The organism is Pseudomonas sp. FH1 (assembly GCF_000510895.2).
Lineage (GTDB): Bacteria > Pseudomonadota > Gammaproteobacteria > Pseudomonadales > Pseudomonadaceae > Aquipseudomonas > Aquipseudomonas azotoformans_A.
The window spans coordinates 1-17,594 of the sequence record NZ_AOHM01000030.1 but is presented as its reverse complement, the minus strand read 5'-3'; the positions used below and the strand labels follow the sequence as shown (position 1 = coordinate 17,594).

Genomic DNA, 17,594 nt, shown 5'->3' with positions numbered 1-17,594 from the left:
AGCCGCATCCGGCCCGGACTGATCTTGACCAGCAGCCATGGACACAGGTTTAAGCAATCATCCGAGCCTCAAAGGCCTCTGGACTGATCTATCTAAGGTGCTATGACACCGCTGGCATATTGTGGTTGGTTTCGATTTATTCAAACACGGGTTGACGCATCTGGACGCGCGATATGACACGCTCGCCGTGGATGCACTCGCCTCTCAGGCTGTGGAAGAAGCTCTACGCGCAGACGTTGTCGTAGCATTCACCCTCACCCTCACCCTCACCCTCACCCTCACACCGCATCGAAGGTGATGGACCCAGATCAGCTGCTGGTAAACCGAGGAGTAATATTGAACTGGTGCCTCAACGCCCCCAAGCAACTTGCATCGCCAAAACACCATACGTAGAGCATCGCAGGTCGATGCCGTCAGTTCCACCGGCTCCCGGCACTCCCTATCCACGACTTCCGGTAAGTCGCCCCATCTTTGTATAGCTGTTGATAGTTTCGGCCAAGACATTGTCTTTTGGCCGCCCACTACGCATCGATGTCTCGATGCCGACCTAGGTCAAGCGCCCGGCATAGCTGATCTCCACGCACTGAGATGCTGCGTTTGGTGTGGAGGATCGAGCGACCCAGGGTTATTGGGCGCGTGCATACAGAACTGCCTCCAGAGCATCCAGTGCGAACTCTGTAATACTACCATCGCACAGGTTCTCTGCTAGAATTCGCACCTTTCTTTAACGACTTAGGTGAAACACGCCATGCAGCCCATGCTGAATATCGCGCTGCGCGCAGCCCGCAGCGCCAGTGAATTGATTTTCCGCTCCATTGAGCGCCTGGATACCATCAAGGTCGACGAAAAGGACGCCAAGGACTACGTGTCCGAAGTGGACCGTGCCGCCGAACAGAAAATCATCGACGCCCTGCGCAAGGCTTACCCGACTCACGCCATCATGGGCGAAGAGACTGGCATGCACGCCGGCAGCGGCGAAGGCGAAGACTACCTGTGGATCATCGACCCACTGGACGGCACCACCAACTTCCTGCGCGGCGTTCCACACTTCGCCGTCAGCATCGCCTGCAAATACCGTGGTCGCCTGGAACACGCAGTGGTTCTGGACCCGGTTCGCCAGGAAGAATTCACCGCCAGCCGTGGTCGCGGCGCCCAGCTCAACGGTCGTCGCCTGCGTGTCAGCGGTCGCACCAGCCTTGAAGGCGCCCTGCTGGGTACCGGCTTCCCGTTCCGCGACAACCAGATGGACAACCTCGACAACTACCTGGGCATGTTCCGCAGCCTGGTAGGCCAGACCGCCGGCATCCGCCGCGCTGGCGCAGCGAGCCTGGACCTGGCTTACGTTGCCGCTGGTCGTTATGACGCGTTCTGGGAGTCCGGCCTGTCCGAATGGGACATGGCTGCAGGCGCCCTGCTGATCCAGGAAGCGGGCGGCCTGGTGAGCGACTTCACCGGCGGCCACGACTTCCTTGAAAAAGGCCACATCGTTGCCGGCAACACCAAGTGCTTCAAGGCAGTTCTGACGGCCATCCAGCCGCACCTGCCGGCTTCGCTGAAGCGCTAAACTGTACTTGCTAGCACCAGATCGCGCTCTGACGCAAAGCCATGAATAAATAATGTCAACTTAAACGTCAGACCACTGACAAAGACTTGGCTTTCTGGCCGGGACTTATGTTTAATCAGTTATCGCTTTCGCTGGGGGAGCGGACGCTCAAGCCTCTCCCCCACACCCAAAACGGTCACGTTTGCAAAGCTAGAGCGCCCAGAGCCGAGGAAAACTCTAGGTGCTCGACAAAGACCAGCAAACCGCCAATTTCGGTCGTCGTGCGCAACCGTATGCTCTTGCAAGCAAACTTCCAATCGACCATAAAATTCAGTCTCTTCGATCCACTTCTCATCGTCGACTTTGATTTTTTCCTGCAGGGCCTGAAGATTTTCCTCGAGCGCCTCCCATACTTTTCGATATCCAGCGAGGAGCCGCGAGACGAAAAATACAAACCCTCCCTCGCCTACCAAAATCTTCAAGGGTGAATCTCATTGAATAGCCCTCTCAAGCATTGTCGCTTTCTCTGCTTCTGAGTTGCCATCCACCAACCGTACATAGGCGCCCTTGTATTCAGGCTTGTGCTGGTTCTCCAGCACAAAGGCCGTGGTGGAGACCACCTCACCGCCAATGCTGTCAAATGCTCGGGCGCCCATGTGGGCCATGGAGAGAATGGTGTGCTGACCCAGAATGCGTGCACGCAATGACTCGAACGACGACAGGAACATCCAGCTCTGCATGGTAATCATCGCCACCGTGCCAGCAGGCATGACCAGATCAAGGTTGCGCTCGATAAACATGGCAAACAGATCGGACTTGCTGCGGGGGTAGTTTTCCCTGGCCCACGCGCCCAGTCGCGCATTCATGCCTTTGCCTCCCATATACGGCGGATTTGCCACTACCACCGGATATTTCGGACTCAGGTAGTCCGTCTGGTGCAGCACCTTCAGCACCTTGTCATGGGTGCCCTTGAGGAACAGGTTACCGGCCATATCCTTGGCTTCAAGCAACGGCAGCATGTCTCGCACGCTGGTGATATTGGGGCGAATCAGCGAACCAAAATTGTCGGCCTCTTCAAACTGTTTGAGAGTTTCGCGCAGGTCAAGGGTCAACAGGTCGCGCCCTACGGCCGTGATGTACTCATCCATCTCGTCAGAGCTGAACACAACCTTTTCCAACACGCAAATGTTGGGTTTGATGGCCTTGTTGAAGAAGCGGCGCTGTTTAGCACGAGCCTTCATGGTCAAGGCAAAAGCGGCCAACTCCCCTGCTCGCTCGTCCAGCTCGATGCCGTAGAGATTGTAGGTAAGGATTTTCTCGGGGATCTCGCTTGGGTCCGTACCCACTTCTTCGTAGATGGCATAGAGCAGGTCGAAAGCATAGGTGAGCATATGGCCAGAGCCGCAGGCCGGGTCGCAAACCTTGATTTCTTCGGGGTGGGTGATCTTGAGGAAGTCGACTTCATCAGCATCGGGCTTGATGTAGTAGTCCATCTGTCCAGCTAGACCTGAGCCGGGGTGGTTGAGCATCCACAGGCGACCCAGGGAGTTTTCCACCAAGTAGCGCACGATCCAGTGCGGGGTAAACAACTGGGTGGCGGCTGGAATATTGTCAGGATTGATTTTTTGGTTCTTTTTCAGCCCTTCAAATACCGCGTCTTTTTTCTCGGAGATATAAAACTGGTAGAGCCAGCCAATCACCTCAACATCCGTGCAAGCCTCGGGTGTCATGGCTTCACGGGTGTAGGCCAGAACAGAATTGCCCGAGAGCAGGTCATCAGGCATCAGCAGCTCGGTGTAATCGGCAATGCGTTCGAACAGGTAAGGCATGGCGCTGTGGAAACTGTTGCACTCGGCCACCACCAACAGGCGATAAGCTTCCTGCTGCGGGTCGTGGCTAGGTGCGGTGCCACTGAGCAGGGCTTGGATCTGCCGGCTGATTTTTTCGGGCACTCGATCTTCATCGATATGGCCAGCTTTGGCTTCAGCTAATATTTCCGGCTGGAACTGGCCTTCGTCAGCGGGCGATACCACGCGGATGCGCGTATAGGCATTCACGTCCATAAAGCGCAGGGCGCAGAAGCGGTTGAACCAGGTGTAGGCCACCTTGTCGATGAGCTGCTCACGGTTGGATGCAGCAATCTGCTTTTCCAACTGGGCCACGGCCTGCGGATTCTCGCGGCGGGCGGCGCTGCTGGCATCGAGTACCAGGGCGAGCTTGGCGCCGACTTGCTCCAGCAACAGACGACGGGCGTGCTGGGCGAACTTCTTGAGTCTGGTAGTTTCCATCATTATTCTCTTTATGGGCCTGCTCGATCATTTGTGTGGTCTCACGAAAATGATCGGGGCACTTGTCCGTTTCAAATCTGTACGCGGTTACCTGCTTGGATTTCCTTCAGCCAGGCTTCGCGCTGCTGCCGTAGGTAATCATCCAGCTCGGATTCACTGGCCAGCCAAGGTTTGCTGTAACCCACCTTAATAGTACGTGCGGACACCAGGCGCGGTTCGGCCACTTTGGGTGGTTCTGCGCCTTGCGGCGTCGGATAGTCGATGCCCTTATTTCCCGCTGGCGGCGGAGAAACGGGCGGGATTGGATCTGGTACCGGTTGCGGACGAGCCAGTCGCTCCAATTTCAGCAGTAACTGTGCGTATTGGTTGTCCTCGAAGGCACGCAGCTGATCGCGGATCATAGCGATACGCTTCTGCCCTTGCATTGACTGCCGAGCTTCAACAAACGGCGCAGCGAGCTGCGCCTGCTGCTCAGGCTTAAGACTGCCGTACTCGTTGCTCCCCTGCAGACGCAGCTCCAACTCGGCAAGCCGGCTGACTGCAGTAGCCTTTTCGCTGGTTAGCTGGTTAGCAATGGCTTGCTGCAGGGCCTCCAGTTGCGGTTTGGCCTGCTGCAGGCGGTTGCCTTGCCAGGGTTTATTCTCGGTGAGTAATGCCTTGATGGCTTCAACCTCACCTGTGGCGACATAGGCGAAATTGTCTTCCTGCTCCTGCACCAGTTGGCGAGCCTGATCGTAAATAGCTTTTTGCGGACTACCCATGAAACGACGTAGCGGCTCAATGATCTGCTCTTTGGTGTCGAGCATGGCATCGGAGGCGCGGGACAGGTCGGTAAGGAACCAGCTGGCGTTTTTGCCGGCGATTTCCTTGAGGGTAGCCATCACGCCATCTAGCACGCAGAGGAATCCATACAAGGCTTTTTGCCCATGTAGGTCGGCTAAATCAATCTCCAGCTCTTTGATGGCGTCGATGGTTTCACGCGCCAGAGCGCGGGCTTCGTTGCAGCTGGCGGGACGGTCGAAAAAGTCGGCAAAGAATTCTTTGAGATGGCGAACCTGGGAGGCGCTGAACTCGATTTGCGGCTCCAGCACCAAGGTAGTGTGAGCGTTGGTGTTGCGCAAGCTACGCTCTAGGTTGTCGCCTTCCAGCGGGTTGCTGTCCTGCCGCACCTCCACCTTGCCACGTGCGCAAAGCAGCGCGAGGTTGCAGAGAATGGCCGCGTAGTACCAACCGTAGCTCTTGCGCTCGAAGCGCTCCAACAGGGTTTTGACCGTGGTGCGCACACCGCTGCGAGCATTGCTCTGGATATAGGCCAGTAGTTCCTGCTCGGGCTCGGTCAGGCTAGTAGCGTCGTTGCCAAGTAGACCGTCCTGGGCCTGGCGCAGGTATTTGCCGATGTCGTTCTCGTTGAACGGCACATCGCGCAGCATGCGCAGGTTCGGATAAGTAGTTTCGATCAGCTGGTAGAAACCTTTGAGAATACGGGCCTGACCGTCGCTGCTGGTGGCCTCCACGTCGGCGGCGTTAATTATCAAGTGCGCTTTGCCGAGCAGCTCCTTGGCACGATCCTGCAACTCGGCCAGACGTTCGGTGTTCTGGAAGCCCTTGGCGTCGATGATGCGTTTGACCGCTTCCTGTTGGGTGCTGCTGTTCTGTCGGATGTATTTCTCAGTGCGCTTGTGCAGGGTGAGATCCTGCATGAACCGGGCATCAGCCGGCAGCACCACGCGCAGCTCATCACGTCCCATGCTCTGCATGCGCTGCACGGTGAGGTTATCGAAGTTGTCACTAAGCGGAGTGACAATGTGGATGGCCAACTCAAACTCGCGACTGAGCGAACGGTCGTCCATTTTGCGCGTATAGGCGTAGTCCTGGCCGTTTTCATAGCGGACCTTGCGCTGCTTGATCACACCATCAAACAGCAGGGTTTCCAGCTCCTTGATGACATCGGCAGTTTCGATCTCCGTGTTTTTGATCTCTTCTTCGATGTCCTTCTCTTCGTCGGTCAGGTACTCGTAGAGCTCGCCATTGCGTTGGATGTAGGTTTGCTGCTCCAGCAAGTTAAGTGCCGCTTCCAGCTTCTTGCGTTGGGCTGGAATGTCTTCGCCAAAACGCTCCAGCATCAACACATTGAGATTGCGCAGAGTGGCCTTGAACTCCTTGACGTACTTGACCAAGAACAATGCTTTGAGCACGCGCACCGCGTATGGGTCGCCAAGGTGCCGCTCGGCATTGTTGATGGCGCTTTGAATAGCGCTTTTCAGCGCGCCGCGAATGCCTTCGAACATGCGATCGAAGGTGGCCAGCTGGCCGACTGGCTCGTTGTCGATAGCCATGGCCACTTCGCGGAATACGCCGAGCATGGAGCGTTCGCCCACCGAGTTGGCCTTGCCCTCAAAGCCGTTGTGCATGGATATGCCACGGATGGCCGACTGGAACAGCGGGAACTGGTACGGCACGAAGGGGTAGCAGTAGGTGAAGTGCTCCAGATCACGGAAGTTCTGGTAGTGCTGTCCGCCGTCGGCAAAGTCGAACAGGGTTTTGAAGTTGTTGAGCTGCTGGTTGTAGATGGTTTTCAGCAGCTCGGCACCGGAATCGTTCTTGGTCAGCAAGCGTTTCTGGATCACCTCGGCCACGTCGGCACTGGTGAGCTTGAGACGGTTGGCAAAGCGCGCCTGGATCTTGGTGAAGTCGTTGCTTTGTTGCTTGCTCATGTCGCCCATCACGGAGTCCATATCCTCCTGTGCGGTGACAATGACCCATGCCCGGCCCTGGCACTTGGTCGCCAAGCTTTCAGCCACGGTTTGCAGGTTAGTCATGAGCTTAGTGTTGTCGGCAATGTACTGACCGACCTCATCGACAAAGAAGTTCAGGCGAAAATTGGCCGGCTGCTTGTCAAGCCATTCCTTGACTTGATTGCCGAAGTCTTCAATGGAGACGCTGTGCTGGGCGCGGTATTTGTCGAGGATGCCTTTGGCCTGTGCCAGGTCTTCACCAGTGATCTGGGCGTAGGCCTTGGCGATGTTGCCGGACTCAAGCAGCGCCTGTTCGCGACCACGCTCCCAGGTCTTGTTGGCGACGCTCTGGTAGGCGTCCCTGAACGGGCGGAACAGTTCGCGGCTGTCAAGATCGCGCTCAAACTGGGCGATATAACCCTGTTTTCCGTAGTAACCGCACATCTCGTTAAAGACTTTGACGAACACCGAGAGCAAGGCGTCGATCTGGGTCTTACTGATGATGTCGGCCTTTTGGTCGATGTTGAACAGGATGCTTTTCGAGGAGATGGCGGCGGCTTTCTTGAGCTGAGCGCGCAGCAGCTCGTCGTCGGCCTTGATCTTGGGCAAGAAAATGTCCAGTGCGGTGCTACCATCGACCTGACGGTTTTCCAGCAACAAGGCGAGCATTTTCAACAGGTGCGACTTACCCGAGCCGAAGAAACCGGACACCCAGACGCCATTGGCATGGTGGTAGTCGGTGTAGGCATCGAGGAAGCTTTCAAGACGCTTGGCAACTTCATCAGTGAGAACGTATTCGCTCAGCTCGTTGTACAGGCTGGTCTCGTCGTCAGCTTTGATCACTCCTTCAATTGGGCGGCCGACGGAGTTTTTGAAAATGCCGTTGAGTTCCATTGACTGCTTCCTTACACCTGAGACTCGAAAATATTGAATGCACGGTAATACTTGTCGTCGTGCAGAAGACCGAACAGCTCCAGTGACGCGCCTTGTTCCAGCGAATGCCTATACTCACCAGGGAAGAACATCACCGTGGGCTTGTCCTTGGCCGTGCTTTGTAAGTTGTTGAGTACGTTGTGCGAGCGAATATAGGGGAACACTTCACCAATGCCGGAAAGGAAAAGCACGTCGTAATCCGCTTGGGCAATACGTTCGCCAATTGCCGGGATCAGGTGTTCTTTGATGTCCAATACACCCTGCAAAAGCTCTAGCAGACCTTCTTTTTCCACATCTGACTCAACCTCCCGGATCTGCTCCCACAAGCTGACACCTTCGTCACTGCCCTCACGAGCCTTTAGCAGGTCGATGGTCAGGTCGTACAGGCTGATTTCCAATACCTTTACACCACGTCCCTGCAAACAATTGATACGCAGACCGGCCAACGTGTTGACCAGTTGCCGCTGCATGCGTTGTATCTCAAAGGCTTCAGCCGCCTTGAATTCGCAGATGTAGAACGGCAGATCATTATTCAGCCCCTTCATTTCCAGAAAGCGCTGACCGCTCATGACGTTCAACAGGTGTTCAAAGCGGGCTGCCAGCGGCTGCTGACTGATTTTTTGGCTCATTGCAGCCACCTTTTAAGTTCATGGTCAGTTGCCGGGAATATCAGCAATTGCTCGTTATCGTGGCGAGCCAGTAAATGGGCCAGCGCTGGAGTTATCAACACAGGCTGAATCTGGTGCTGTTCGCTGATCAAGTCGGCATCCCGCAACATGCGGAACAGGTTTTGCCGCAATTTGCTTTGCGTGGACGCAGCCAATTCATCCAGCTCGGCATGCCACAAAGCTTTGGCATTGCAGAAGGCATCGTAATCGCTTGTCGTGAGTTTGCGGCGCATAAGCAGGTAATGCTCGCGCAGAACTTCGCGGGCGAAGTCGCGGATGAAAGCATAGCGCCGGCAAGTTGCAGCCCACAGGAGGTAGCCTTGCTCGCGCAGGCTGCCATCCACCAAGAACTCCAGCTCCTCTGGATCCAACAGCTCCAGACGCGCGATCAACTCCTTACTGATACGTGTAGCAGCAGCTGATGTACGAACTTGCAACAGGTTCTCACCACGCACCTGCTCCCGTGTTTGCTTCCAATCACGCAGCACTAGATAGCGCTCCACAACCAGCGGTGCTTCCTGCAAAAACAGGCCACCCGTGGTGAAAGAAAGACGATAACGCTCAGCCATCGCTTTGCGCCTGTTGCGATTCGTCACTGGCTCCGCCAGCTTTGACCCAGGTATCCACCTCAACCTTCTGGAACTTCCACAACCGACCGACCTTGTGGGCTGGCATGCTGCGTTTGGCGATCCATGCATAAACAGTGTCCTTGCTGACGCCGAGGTGTTCGGCAATTTCATCAACACTGTGCCAACGATCAGTCATAGCTAAATCTGCCGATAAAAAAACGTGCCGATATTAGCCGTTTTTGTCGGTTTTAATAAGGTTAAAGCTGCTTTTCAGGATTTAATGCCTGACAAATGCCTGTGCCACTTCAAGATGGCTTCAAAGGGCAGCCTAGCGAGTTTGCTTTGGTAAGCCTACGCAGCGAATAGCTCAGTGGCGAAATGAAAATGCGTCGCCATCAGTTCCCTCACCCGCCGGGATACATCTGCTCGATCAGATGATCGAACTCTCCGCCATACCCACAGTAATCACGCGGAACGCGCTCAATATCCTCGGCAATCTGCGCAATCACCTCGCGCAACTCCAATTGTTTGAACCAACGTGCAGGTATCGCCGCAGCACCATACTGAACCCCCAACAGGTGCCCGGCGATCAGCCCGGTGCTGTCGCTATCGCCACCGTGATTCACCGCAATGATCACCCCCTCCTCGAACGAGCGCGCCGTCAGGGCGCACCACAGTCCAATAGCCAACGCTTCTTCGGCGACCCAACCGCCACCGAGTTCGCCGATGCGTTGCGGGGTGGGCTGGTAGCCTTCGTAAAAGAAGAACAGCACGCGCTCGATGAGGATACGTGTTTCTTCCATACCGGGCTTTTGCCCGTAATTGGCCAAGCTTTGAGTGACTGCGTGCTCTAGGCTATCTTGCCGATCGACAATGCGCTGGAGAATATCGGCGAACAACCCAGCCGCCAGGTAGCCCGTAGGGTGTCCGTGGGTCAACCGCCCGGACTGGCTAGCATAGTCAAAGGCGTTGGCAAAGAACGCACAGGGAGCGACACGCATCACGGCGCCGCAGCCTTTACTGTTGTTCTCCGCGACAGCCCCCAGCCGCGAACTGGCCTTAAGTGCACCTAGGCAGGTAGTGCCAGGGGCGCGGCGAGACCAGAGTTCCGGTTGCTCGATCAGCCACCCATCCCTGCTGACAGGCATCGCCGTAGGGTAATCCTGGGTCATCAACCAGCGCAGCAATGCATCATGGATAATGCTGGGAACGTGGCAAATCCCTCGCGAACTGCCGCGCACATAAGCCCGCAGTAAGCCTTCGGCCGTGAAGAGCATCATCTGCGTGTCGTCGGTGATGGCGCCGGTGATACCGAAAGCAGGGGCAAAATCAACAATACCTTGTGGACCGAATTTAGCTTCGATTGCAGGCCATTCGAGGAACTCCACCGGGGCGCCCAACGCATCGCCGACGGCACCGCCCAGCAGACAGCCTTTGATCCGTTCAAGTCTGTTCATGTCCTTTCCCTTATCCCTCTGCCGGGATCAATTCCTGCAAAATCACCAGCTTTCTTTGCAACTGCTCGATGTGCTCTTTCTCAGCTCGCAGCGCCGAACGCAGTTCCCGGTTTTCCATTTCCCAAATCCGCGACCAGCGCACGTCCTTTTGGAAGCCAAGAGCCATTTGCCAGAGTTCACGTAACCTCAGACACTGCAGCAGAAGCACCAGCAGGATTGCCCCCATCATCACCAATGCACCCGTCGAAACTGCTTCCGACATACTCATGCCCACTTCCTTCCGTGAATTCGATTCATCTAAAAGACAAACACACGATATGTAGTGTTTAGTGACAGGTCTAGAATGTAGACTTGTACAGGTAAAGTATTCGCGCACATGGAGAGGTTATGAAACGCAAGCAGTCCATCGAACAAGTCCGCTGGGACCTGGCACTTCGCTACCGTTTGATTGAGACCGTTGCCTGGTGGGAGGGCCGATTGACCACGGGGCACTTGATCCAGAGCTTTGGCATCAGCCGCCAGCAGGCGTCCAAAGACATCAATACCTACATCACCGAACATGCGCCCCGAAACTTGACATATGACAAGCAGCTCAAGGGCTATGTGCCGAGCAAACTGTTCAAACCACTGTTCATTGACGACAGCGCCAGCGCCTATCTACACCTGCTGAACCAGACCCATTCCCGCGCACCTCATGTCGAAGGGTTGGCCCTGGCGTATGCCCACACCATGGTCCTGGAAGTGCCGGACCGGACGATCAGACCCGAAGTGTTGCGCCCATTGCTCAAGGCTTGCCGCGACAGCGAGGTTATTGAAATCGAATACGTTTCACTCGCCAATCCGTCTCCGGAAACACGCCTGATTGCGCCACACACCCTGGTCTACACCGGCATGCGCTGGCATGTGCGGGCGTATTGCGAGAAGAATCGTGAATATCGGGATTTTGTGCTGAGTCGTTTGCGCGGCCAACCGGAGTTCGAACGCAAGACTGAGAACCTCATCGGCGGGGACGAAGACTGGAACACCGAAGTGGCCGTGATCATCGAACCCGACTCACGCCTCAAGCCGGAACAGAAGGCGATCATCGAAGCCGACTTCGGGATGCTAGATGGCTTGCTGGTCATTCCGACACGCCGAGCCCTGGTCAAGTACGTGTTGCAACGCTTTCAGATCGATCCGAAAAAGCTCGATCCCAAAGCGGCGGCGCAGCAGATCGTGGTGAAGAATCTGGATGAGTTGAAGCCTTGGTTGTACGAGTGAACCAGCAGGGCCTTGCTCAATATGAGTGTTTTCAATTGGGCAGTCCCGACTCAATTGCACACGGGTTACCGGCGTGATGACCGTGAATGCGCAGATACTCCAATGCGGCTTCAAAGGCAGCTCTGCAAATCACGAGCCCGTCTTCCCGGCTGAAAACCTAACTCGCTTGGGGGTTCCACTTTCAATGACAAACGAAGAGTCTTGTGAGTGCGCTAGAAACGGTCCTAACTCAGCCATCATTGACAACTACACCTTGGCTCGTGCGATGCAGGCGATGAACTACTCTTCTCTGTCCATGCCTGCATCAATGCCAAAGATGCCCTGACCCACGCCTCTCTGCATTTGAAGTGTACCTGCGACACGACCAATGCCGCCTGTGACAGTACGTTGATGTGCAGCAAGGATTGTTGTGGTCGGTCTTACATTCGGCCGAGATGGCCAGGCGTTGGTGGATACGGTGTTGTTGGATGGCGCTGAAACCAGAACGCTGAAAACAGGGCACGATTCGGCGTTGTAATGACCGACAAGGACGACCGCTTTGCAGTCTTTCGCGATCAGGCCCGTCTTCACTGATAAGTGGGGACGGACCGGGCTTACCAGATATTGCAGTTTACCTAAAAGAAGCCAAGTGCCACTATTAGCGTCCGGCGGAGAGTCCTTGTCATTCCTGTCCTTGAGAAAAGGGCGAAATTGAACACATCTCTATCTGCGCCCCAGAATTTTTAGTCAGCACACGGACAGAGGTTTCACATGACGGAAGAAAAGGAAGACAACGGCTCCTCTCTGATGAAACTTGTCGAGGCCATTGCCATCACGCCCAAGGACGCCCGGGAACTGGTCTCTCAGTATGAAGGCCAGGTCCGCAAGGCAGAGCCGGATGCCAGCGGCGAGCGCATCCAGGTGCTGGTTACTGACAAGATCATCGAGCGCTACTCCAAAATGGCAGCGGCCACCGGCGGTGCAACGTCCTTGGCAGGCGTCATTCCTGGTATCGGTACGGCGGTGGCCATGGTTGGGGGCGGCGTAGCGGACGTTTCGTTATGCATGCAGAGCCTACCAAACGGTTCGCGATCCCGAGCGTCTGCTCATTGAAGAGCGCGCCGAAGCTCTATCTGCTGCAGGCTACCCGCTGCCAGATGATGATCCGGCTATGTACGCTGAGCAATTGTTGAAAGAGGCCAGAGCGACACGACGACTACCGTGTTCAGATATTTGTCTTTCGTCCTGTGGGTCACAAGGTACTGACAACTAGGAAGTTAAGAGCTACCGCCCCTCATTTTTATCATCAAGGAAGAAAATGAAATACTCATTGCTTGAAGGCGCTCGTGTAGAGGCCACTCCAAAAGCACGTGGTGTTTGCAGTTTTTGTGGTTCCCAGACTGTCGCTAAATGCGGGAACCATGTCGTCTGGCATTGGGCTCATAAACGTTTGGACAATTGCGATCCGTGGTGGGAAACGGAAACGGCATGGCATCGCGATTGGAAGAATATGTTCCCAACCGAGTGGCAGGAAGTTGTGTTGCAAGCGTCCTCAGGGGAGAGACATATAGCAGATGTCCGAACGCCTTCAGGGATGGTTATTGAGTTTCAGAGATCGACGATACATCCTGAAGAGGTAATCGCGAGGCAAAACTACTATCAAAATATGATCTGGGTGATCGATGGCACGCGGACTGAGTTCGACAGGTACAACTTCAGAATGGGTTTGTCGAAAGTGTCGGAGAATGGACTGGCTTCATTTAGCTGGCATTCCCGCAGCAAGCTTTTTGCTCGCTGGTGGGTTTCCAAACCCGTGTTCATCGACTTCGGCCCCGATTTCGGTATATGGCGCGTCTTAAGATTCGATCCGACTCAAAAACGTGGAGTGGTGGCTTACACTCACAAGGAAAAGCTGGTCGAATGGATCACCAACGGCACCACCGATTTTAGCTTCAATGGAGGCCCGGCCTCTGATAAATCCGGTACGGCGGGTCAATAAAAACCGACCAAGTGTCTAGCGGGCATCTCTGTCCTTCGGGCTTCTTGCTGTTCTAGCTTGCAAATCAAACACCTTGAGACTACTTAGGGACGGGACGCTCATAAGGTGCTCTCAGGGTATGCCTATACCCGCAAGACACTTGCTGACTCATCATCGAGCTATGCTGGGTCGACATCAAGGAGTCCATGTAGATGCCCAGTGAATACTCGCTATCAGATGTGCTGGAAAGGATGTACCAAAACCAGCTGGCCCTTGAGGCTGCGCTCATGGAGCTGACCCTCCAGGTGGAAGCCCAGGGACATGCGGAAGTCGGCGACAACGTCCGTGGTGCGCTTTACACAATTGGTGAGAACGCTGGTCATATCAAACAGGGGCTGGCCCGGCTCAAAACACTCCCATGAACCAGCCGCTTTTCGATTTTGATCTCAAACGCGTTTCCCGCACGCACTACATCACTGGCAAAGCTGCGATCAATTTTCCAGATCCAGGTAGTACAACGGGAGGATGGCATTTCCTGTCTTACTTCGACCGAAAATCCGGCGTGGCCAAGGTGTCCTTGGCAGGTATTCATTATCCAGATACGACCGATTTCTTTGGAGACGCTGGACTCATCGACGTAACCGACGAGCTTGCGATGAGAGGCTGGTCAGAAGACGGCAAAAGGCTGTTCATGGCGGATCACTACCGTGCCGCAGCAGACATGATTATTAAGTGGGCGGTAGGTGACGCCAAACGCTGCAACGTCGAAATCGCTGATTGGTTCCCTTCAACATGCGAAAGGCAGGGATTGTTGGTGATGTTGGATTTAGGGAAACCGGTGCTTTTACGTAGAGGAAGGTTGCAAAAAATGGAAGCTTGGCTTCGCTCGCAATGACCACCGCAAGTCTGCGTGTCTGTTCCTTCTTCCGAATGCCCTCTGAACAACTGCTTTTGTTGAGCACCGCTTCCCAAGCCTTGCAGCAAGGAGTAGCGTAGCGATTACTACATATCGAGTAGATATTCCTACATGAAAAATTGGCTCGCATTGATCCTTGGCTTACCCACCGCCAACGCCACCGAGCGCATGCGAGCCTGGCGTGCCTTGAAAGCTTCAGGTGCCGCTGTACTCCGTGACGGTGTTTACCTGCTCCCTGATACCAGCGCTTGCCGCGAAGCTCTGACTTCTGTCGAACGAGACATATTGGCCATCAATGGCACCGCCTACCTCCTGCCTGTAGTTGATCCCAACGGTGAGCGCTTTATCGAGTTTTTCGACCGCAAGGATGACTACACCAAACTTGGTGGAGAGATCGAAGGCTGCCGTGAGCAGTTGAATGCTGAAAATGCGCTGGCGACGACCAAACAAATCCGCAAGCTGCGCAAAGCCTACGATCAGATAGCGAGCATCGATTACTTCCCAGGTGAACCAAAGCACCAGATTGATGCGGCTCTACAGGAGTTAGAGACGGCAGTCAGTAGAGCCCTGTCGCCGGATGAGCCGCACAGCAGTAATCAACCGATATCGGTACTCAATCTCAGCGATTATCAGGGCCGTATCTGGGCAACGCGTAAACGTCCCTGGGTCGACCGGCTCGCCTGTGCCTGGTTGATCCGCCGCTTCATCGACCCGCAAGCTCAGATCGTCTGGCTGAACACTCCACAGGACTGCCCAGTCAACGCCTTGGGGTTTGATTTTGATGACGCAACCTTCAGCCATGTTGGTAACCGCGTCACCTTTGAAACCCTACAGGCCAGTTTTCAAATCCAGATACAAGGTCTAGGTCGCATTGCTGCCCTTGTGCATTACCTCGATGTTGGCGATATTCAGCCGGTGGAGGCTGCCGGGATTCAGCGGGTGCTTGCTGGGCTGCGAGAGACCATTTCCGACGACGACCAACTTCTGGCTGCCGCGAGCGCCATCTTCGACGGCCTGCTCGCCGGGTTTGTGAAAGAGGAGCAACCCAATGAGTAAAGTTATGGCACCAGAGGTTGAAGCGAATCCGTTGAGGCCTGAACAGATTAGTCTGCGTGAGGCGTTCTGGTTCTGGTTGAAGCTCGGTTTCATTAGCTTCGGCGGGCCTGCGGGCCAGATCTCGATCATGCATCAGGAGTTGGTGGAGCGGCGACGCTGGATTTCAGAACGCAGATTTCTACATGCCCTCAATTACTGCATGTTGTTGCCAGGGCCCGAGGCTCAGCAACTGGCGACTTACATTGGTTGGCTGATGCATCGAACGTGGGGAGGCGTGGTCGCCGGCGCGCTGTTTGTGCTGCCCTCACTATTCATCCTGATCGCGCTGTCGTGGATGTACATCGCGTTCGGCGAAGTACCCGTGGTAGCCGGACTTTTCTACGGCATCAAGCCCGCCGTGACGGCCATCGTGGTGCAGGCGGCGCATAGAATCGGCTCTCGGGCACTGAAGAATAATTGGCTGTGGGCGATAGCAGCGGCTTCATTTGCCGCCATCTTTGCATTCAATGTTCCGTTCCCGCTGATCGTCTTAGGGGCAGCGTTGATTGGCTATTTCGGGGGGCGAATGGCACCCGAAAAATTCAGAGCCGGTGGCCATAGCGCCGCCAAAAAATCCTTCGGCCCGGCCTTAATCGATGACGACACGCCGTCCCCCGAACATGCTCGGTTCAGCTGGTTGAAATTGGCCTCACTCGCACTGATTAGTGCCGTGCTATGGGCTTTGCCGATGGGTGTTTTGACCGCGCTCTTTGGGTGGGAAGGAACCCTGACCCAGATGAGCTGGTTCTTTACCAAAGCTGCATTGCTGACCTTCGGCGGGGCTTATGCCGTACTGCCGTATGTCTATCAAGGCGCAGTCGGTCACTATGGCTGGCTAACCCCGACACAGATGATCGACGGCCTTGCGCTGGGGGAAACCACGCCAGGGCCGCTGATCATGGTGGTGGCTTTCGTCGGCTTCGTCGGGGCCTATGTCTCGCAAGTGTTCGGGGCTGATCAGGTGTTTCTGGCCGGAGCTGTCGCAGCTGCCCTGGTGACCTGGTTCACCTTCTTACCTTCGTTCCTGTTCATCCTTGCGGGTGGCCCTCTGGTTGAGTCGACCCACAACGAACTCAAGTTCACTGCACCGCTTACCGCCATCACCGCCGCCGTAGTTGGGGTGATCCTCAATCTGGCGTGCTTCTTCGGGTATCACGTGCTTTGGCCGAAAGGCTTCAGCGGCAACCTCGACTGGCCTTCAGCAGTAATCGCCATCGCAGCGGCAATAGCATTGTTCCGCTTCAAGCGCGGCGTCATTCAGGTACTGATGGCCTGTGCGCTCGCTGGTCTAGCAGTACATCTGTTGCGCTAGCTATCACGAGCGGATTAAACAGCGTCCGTCAGACACCCAGGCCCCTTCAGATCTGAAGTGACCAGCTCACACCAAAGCCCAGCCTGACGCTGGGCTTTTGCCATTTAATGGCAGTGGTAGTCGTTGGTTTTATGGTTTCGATGGCAACCTTTTGAATCAGTACCGCCGCTGTGCGAGAAGGCAGCAACGGACGTAATCGAAAGTAAAGCGGCGATCAAAATGGCGGACAGCTTCATCAGGGTCTGCTCCTTGCTCATATTTTTATATCCGTGAGAGGTCTCACGCCCGGCAGCGTATGGCTAAGTGCCTTCACCGAGCAAGCGCATCCTGCTTGATTTCGCAAATATTCGATGAGCGACTGATCGGCTGCTTCTTGAGCTAATGCCGGCTCTAGTTTAGGATGACTTCATATCCCCCCCAGGGGGATACGAATCCTCGATAAGCGAACAACTCGTCGCTTTGTTAATTCGAGAAAAGCTCGGCAACCAACTGGGCGCGTGTGTCCTTATGTGAGATTTCTCATGCTGAAAATCTTAGCCAATCGAACCTACCGCCACCTCTTTCTCGCACAAGTGATTGCGCTTGTGGGGACTGGTCTTGCCACTGTCGCATTAGGACTACTGGCGTTCGACCTCGCAGGAGCCCAAGCCGGCGCCGTCCTAGGTACGGCGTTAGCAATCAAGATGACGGCATACATCGGCGTTGCACCGATTGCAGCGGCTTTTGCAGAACGTCTACCGCGTCGGGCAATGCTGGTTTCACTGGATCTTGTGCGAGCACTGGTCGCACTTGCACTGCCGTTTGTAACGGAAATCTGGCAAATCTACGTGCTGATTTTCGTCCTTCAGTCCGCTTCGGCAG

General features: G+C 55.2%; 17 protein-coding genes and 1 pseudogene. 9 read left to right on the top strand and 9 right to left on the bottom strand.

Annotated elements, in window-relative coordinates; translation table 11 throughout:
- Window positions 1–748 precede the first annotated feature (748 nt).
- Entirely contained in the window at window positions 749–1,564 is an 816-nt protein-coding gene (gene suhB, locus H096_RS11745) for an inositol-phosphate phosphatase (RefSeq protein ID WP_033898354.1), read from the top strand.
- 119 nt (window positions 1,565–1,683) lie between these two features.
- Here the strand turns inward: suhB and H096_RS33880 are convergent, their stop codons facing one another.
- The 8 genes from H096_RS33880 to H096_RS11705 form a co-directional block, all read right to left on the bottom strand.
- A complete protein-coding gene (locus H096_RS33880) occupies window positions 1,684–2,025 on the bottom strand; it encodes a hypothetical protein (RefSeq protein WP_126644778.1) in 342 nt (113 codons plus the stop codon).
- A gap of 9 nt (window positions 2,026–2,034) precedes the next feature.
- Window positions 2,035–3,831, bottom strand: coding sequence for a BREX-1 system adenine-specific DNA-methyltransferase PglX (gene pglX, locus H096_RS11735; RefSeq protein WP_033898351.1), 1,797 nt, complete (start codon window positions 3,829–3,831; stop codon window positions 2,035–2,037).
- A gap of 71 nt (window positions 3,832–3,902) precedes the next feature.
- Window positions 3,903–7,460 carry a BREX system P-loop protein BrxC gene (brxC, locus tag H096_RS11730; RefSeq protein ID WP_033898350.1) on the bottom strand — a complete coding sequence of 1,186 codons (3,558 nt, stop codon included), beginning with the start codon at window positions 7,458–7,460 and terminating at the stop codon, window positions 3,903–3,905.
- A gap of 11 nt (window positions 7,461–7,471) precedes the next feature.
- Window positions 7,472–8,128 carry a DUF1788 domain-containing protein gene (locus tag H096_RS11725; protein ID WP_033898346.1) on the bottom strand — a complete coding sequence of 219 codons (657 nt, stop codon included), beginning with the start codon at window positions 8,126–8,128 and terminating at the stop codon, window positions 7,472–7,474.
- On the bottom strand, window positions 8,125–8,736 hold the full coding sequence (locus H096_RS11720) for a DUF1819 family protein (RefSeq protein WP_033898345.1): 612 nt from the start codon (window positions 8,734–8,736) through the stop codon (window positions 8,125–8,127). Before H096_RS11720 ends, H096_RS11725 begins: the two co-directional genes overlap by 4 nt.
- Window positions 8,729–8,932, bottom strand: a complete 204-nt coding sequence (locus tag H096_RS11715) for a helix-turn-helix domain-containing protein (protein WP_033898344.1) — start codon at window positions 8,930–8,932, stop codon at window positions 8,729–8,731. Before H096_RS11715 ends, H096_RS11720 begins: the two co-directional genes overlap by 8 nt.
- A gap of 208 nt (window positions 8,933–9,140) precedes the next feature.
- A complete protein-coding gene (locus H096_RS11710) occupies window positions 9,141–10,193 on the bottom strand; it encodes an ADP-ribosylglycohydrolase family protein (protein ID WP_033898343.1) in 1,053 nt (350 codons plus the stop codon).
- 10 nt (window positions 10,194–10,203) lie between these two features.
- On the bottom strand, window positions 10,204–10,461 hold the full coding sequence (locus H096_RS11705; RefSeq protein WP_033898341.1) for a hypothetical protein: 258 nt from the start codon (window positions 10,459–10,461) through the stop codon (window positions 10,204–10,206).
- Window positions 10,462–10,580: 119 nt separating this feature from the next.
- Between H096_RS11705 and H096_RS11700 the strand changes: the two genes are divergently transcribed.
- From H096_RS11700 to chrA, 7 genes are all read left to right on the top strand, one after another.
- Window positions 10,581–11,453 carry a WYL domain-containing protein gene (locus tag H096_RS11700; protein ID WP_033898336.1) on the top strand — a complete coding sequence of 291 codons (873 nt, stop codon included), beginning with the start codon at window positions 10,581–10,583 and terminating at the stop codon, window positions 11,451–11,453.
- A 750-nt stretch (window positions 11,454–12,203) separates the two neighbouring features.
- Window positions 12,204–12,545, top strand: coding sequence for a hypothetical protein (locus tag H096_RS11695; RefSeq protein ID WP_051422008.1), 342 nt, complete (start codon window positions 12,204–12,206; stop codon window positions 12,543–12,545).
- Window positions 12,546–12,750: 205 nt separating this feature from the next.
- Window positions 12,751–13,431, top strand: coding sequence for a competence protein CoiA family protein (locus tag H096_RS11690; RefSeq protein ID WP_033898335.1), 681 nt, complete (start codon window positions 12,751–12,753; stop codon window positions 13,429–13,431).
- A 191-nt stretch (window positions 13,432–13,622) separates the two neighbouring features.
- Entirely contained in the window at window positions 13,623–13,832 is a 210-nt protein-coding gene (locus tag H096_RS11685) for a hypothetical protein (protein WP_033898334.1), read from the top strand.
- Entirely contained in the window at window positions 13,829–14,305 is a 477-nt protein-coding gene (locus H096_RS11680; RefSeq protein ID WP_032894812.1) for a hypothetical protein, read from the top strand. Before H096_RS11685 ends, H096_RS11680 begins: the two co-directional genes overlap by 4 nt.
- Window positions 14,306–14,437: 132 nt before the next feature.
- Window positions 14,438–15,382 (top strand): chromate resistance protein ChrB domain-containing protein, encoded by a 945-nt coding sequence (locus H096_RS11675; RefSeq protein ID WP_033898333.1) that lies wholly within the window; start codon window positions 14,438–14,440, stop codon window positions 15,380–15,382.
- Window positions 15,375–16,733 carry a chromate efflux transporter gene (chrA, locus tag H096_RS11670; RefSeq protein ID WP_033898332.1) on the top strand — a complete coding sequence of 453 codons (1,359 nt, stop codon included), beginning with the start codon at window positions 15,375–15,377 and terminating at the stop codon, window positions 16,731–16,733. The genes H096_RS11675 and chrA overlap by 8 nt, the downstream gene beginning before the upstream one ends.
- Window positions 16,734–16,837: 104 nt before the next feature.
- Here the strand turns inward: chrA and H096_RS33875 are convergent, their stop codons facing one another.
- Window positions 16,838–16,969, bottom strand: coding sequence for a YHYH domain-containing protein (locus H096_RS33875; protein ID WP_099169014.1), 132 nt, complete (start codon window positions 16,967–16,969; stop codon window positions 16,838–16,840).
- Window positions 16,970–17,254: 285 nt separating this feature from the next.
- On the opposite strand from H096_RS33875, the pseudogene H096_RS11665 reads away from it, so the two are divergent.
- Window positions 17,255–17,594 (top strand): annotated as a pseudogene (locus H096_RS11665) (MFS transporter); the annotation flags it as partial.

Excerpts from the sequence above, each read along its gene's own strand:
- H096_RS11690 (WP_033898335.1), top strand. The coding sequence starts at position 12,751 with ATGAAATACTCATTGCTTGAAGGCGCTCGTGTAGAGGCCACTCCAAAA.
- H096_RS11720 (WP_033898345.1), bottom strand. The coding sequence starts at position 8,736 with ATGGCTGAGCGTTATCGTCTTTCTTTCACCACGGGTGGCCTGTTTTTG.
- H096_RS11710 (WP_033898343.1), bottom strand. The coding sequence starts at position 10,193 with ATGAACAGACTTGAACGGATCAAAGGCTGTCTGCTGGGCGGTGCCGTC.
- H096_RS11715 (WP_033898344.1), bottom strand. The coding sequence starts at position 8,932 with ATGACTGATCGTTGGCACAGTGTTGATGAAATTGCCGAACACCTCGGC.
- H096_RS11675 (WP_033898333.1), top strand. The coding sequence starts at position 14,438 with ATGAAAAATTGGCTCGCATTGATCCTTGGCTTACCCACCGCCAACGCC.
- H096_RS11680 (WP_032894812.1), top strand. The coding sequence starts at position 13,829 with ATGAACCAGCCGCTTTTCGATTTTGATCTCAAACGCGTTTCCCGCACG.
- H096_RS11685 (WP_033898334.1), top strand. The coding sequence starts at position 13,623 with ATGCCCAGTGAATACTCGCTATCAGATGTGCTGGAAAGGATGTACCAA.
- H096_RS33875 (WP_099169014.1), bottom strand. The coding sequence starts at position 16,969 with ATGAAGCTGTCCGCCATTTTGATCGCCGCTTTACTTTCGATTACGTCC.
- H096_RS11725 (WP_033898346.1), bottom strand. The coding sequence starts at position 8,128 with ATGAGCCAAAAAATCAGTCAGCAGCCGCTGGCAGCCCGCTTTGAACAC.
- H096_RS11705 (WP_033898341.1), bottom strand. The coding sequence starts at position 10,461 with ATGAGTATGTCGGAAGCAGTTTCGACGGGTGCATTGGTGATGATGGGG.
- chrA (WP_033898332.1), top strand. The coding sequence starts at position 15,375 with ATGAGTAAAGTTATGGCACCAGAGGTTGAAGCGAATCCGTTGAGGCCT.
- H096_RS11700 (WP_033898336.1), top strand. The coding sequence starts at position 10,581 with ATGAAACGCAAGCAGTCCATCGAACAAGTCCGCTGGGACCTGGCACTT.
- brxC (WP_033898350.1), bottom strand. The coding sequence starts at position 7,460 with ATGGAACTCAACGGCATTTTCAAAAACTCCGTCGGCCGCCCAATTGAA.
- pglX (WP_033898351.1), bottom strand. The coding sequence starts at position 3,831 with ATGGAAACTACCAGACTCAAGAAGTTCGCCCAGCACGCCCGTCGTCTG.
- H096_RS11695 (WP_051422008.1), top strand. The coding sequence starts at position 12,204 with ATGACGGAAGAAAAGGAAGACAACGGCTCCTCTCTGATGAAACTTGTC.
- suhB (WP_033898354.1), top strand. The coding sequence starts at position 749 with ATGCAGCCCATGCTGAATATCGCGCTGCGCGCAGCCCGCAGCGCCAGT.